General features: G+C 62.1%; 1 protein-coding gene and 1 pseudogene. Both read left to right on the forward strand.

The annotated features are described in order from the left end of the window. Positions 1-114: 114 nt before the first annotated feature. Positions 115-1,605 (forward strand): annotated as a pseudogene (gene istA / locus Q3C01_RS44775) (IS21 family transposase); the annotation flags it as partial. A gap of 8 nt (positions 1,606-1,613) precedes the next feature. Further along, positions 1,614-2,331, forward strand: a 718-nt coding sequence (gene istB / locus Q3C01_RS44780) for an IS21-like element helper ATPase IstB (protein ID WP_458151732.1), incomplete at its 3' end; no start/stop codon positions are given.

A 2,331-nucleotide genomic window follows, 5' to 3' on the forward strand; every position in this document is an offset into this window, starting at 1 on the left:
TGTCATTCGGCCTGCAATATTGCCCCCCTAAGCCGGGGGATCGGCGTCCAAAATTGACCCCCTGTAGGTTGGTCTGTTGCGCTGCCTGCTTTGGAATGAAGCAGGTGGTCGGGGATGCTGGTCGTGGAGACGATTGCGCGGATTCGGCGCGAGCACTTCATCAAGGGCAAGACGATCAAGGAGATCGCCCGCGACCTGAAGGTGTCGCGGAACACGGTCCGGAAGGTGCTGAGGTCCGGAGAGACCTCCTTCGAGTACGAGCGGCAGGTGCAGCCACGACCAAAGCTGGGGCGGTGGGCATCGGAGCTCGATAGGCTGCTGGCGGCGAACGCGACCAAACCGGCTCGTGAACAGCTGACGCTGATCCGGATCTTCGAAGAGCTGCGCGGGGGCGGCTACGACGGCGGTTACGATGCCGTGCGGCGTTACGCCAGGCGGTGGAGCAAAGAACGCGGGCAATCGACCGCGGCCGCTTATGTCCCGCTGAGCTTTGCCCCAGGCGAAGCCTACCAGTTCGACTGGAGCCACGAGGTGGTCTTGCTGAGCGGCACCACGGTGATGGTGAAGGCCGCCCATGTTCGGCTCTGTCACAGCCGCATGCTGTTCGTGCGGGCCTATCCGCGGGAGACGCAGGAGATGGTGTTCGACGCCCACGACCGGGCGTTCGCCCTGTTTAAAGGCACCTGCACCCGCGGCATCTACGACAACATGAAGACCGCCGTAGAGACGATCTTCGTCGGTAAAGGACGTCTCTACAATCGCCGCTTTCTGCAGATGTGCAGCCACTATCTGGTCGATCCGGTTGCCTGCACGCCAGCGTCGGGCTGGGAGAAGGGGCAGGTCGAGAACCAGGTCGGGCTGGTCAGGGAACGCTTCTTCACGCCGCGGCTGCGGTTCAAAAACCTCGACGAGTTAAACGCCTGGCTGCTCGACAAATGCATCGCCTACGCCAAGGCTCATCGCCATCCGGAGCTGGTCGATCAGACGATCTGGGAAGTGTTCGAAGCCGAACGCCCCAAACTTGTTCCCTATGCCGGCCGCTTCGACGGCTTCCATGCGGTGACGGCATCGGTCTCGAAGACCTGCCTGGTGCGCTTCGACAATAACAAATACTCGGTCGCAGCCAGCGCAGTCGGACGACCGGTCGAGGTTCAAGCCTATGCCGATCGCATTGTGATCCGTCAGGATGGACGCATCGTTGCCGAGCACCCGCGATCCTTTGGCCGCGGCGATACCGTCTACGACCCCTGGCATTATGTGCCGGTGCTCGCCCGCAAACCCGGCGCCTTGCGCAACGGTGCTCCCTTCAAAGACTGGGTGCTGCCGGCCGCGATCGAGCGGATCCGGCGCAAGCTTGCCAGCACCGACGATGGCAATCGGCAGATGGTCGACATCCTCAACGCGGTGCTGACTGACGGTCTGCCCGCGGTGGAAGCAGCCTGTGCCGAAGCGCTCAGTCACAGCGTCCATTCCGCCGATGTCGTGCTCAATATCCTGGCCCGTCAACGTGAACCCGCCCCACCGGCCAACATCATGACGCCGGCCGCACTGACGCTCCGTCATGCGCCGATCGCCGATTGTGCCCGCTACGACAACCTCCGGAGGACCATCTGATGGAACGAACCCAAATCTTCGATCTCATGGGCGAACTCAAGCTCTACGGCATGAAGGCTGCCTTCGACGAGATCATGGCAACTGCCGTCAAGCGCCAGCACGAACCTCAGCGCATTGTCGGCGACCTGCTCAACGCCGAGATCAACGAGAAGCAAGCCAGGTCGATCAAATACCAGCTCACCATTGCCAAGCTACCGCTTGCCAAGGACATCGCCGACTTCCAGTTCGATGGCACGCCGATCAATCAGACTCTCGTCAATGATCTCGCTGGCGGCGGCTTCATCGCCCAACAACGCAACGTCGTGCTGGTTGGCGGCACCGGCACAGGCAAGACCCACCTGGCCATTGCCATCGCCAGAAGCTGCATCCGATCCGGGGCCCGCGGCCGCTTCTTCAACGTAGTCGACCTCGTCAATCGCCTCGAGACCGAGACCCGCAACGGACGGCAAGGACGGCTCGCCGAGCATCTGACCCGGATGGACTTCATCGTGCTGGATGAACTCGGCTATTTGCCCTTCGCCCAGTCCGGTGGCCAGCTTCTCTTCCACCTCGTCAGCCGGCTCTATGAGCGCGCCTCTGTCATCGTCACCACCAATCTCGCCTTCGGCGAATGGCCGAGCGTGTTCGGCGACGCCAAAATGACCACCGCGCTGCTCGACCGGTTGACCCATCACTGCGACATTGTCGAGACCGGCAACGATAGCTGGCGCTTCAAGA

The organism is Bradyrhizobium sp. UFLA05-109, assembly GCF_054185165.1.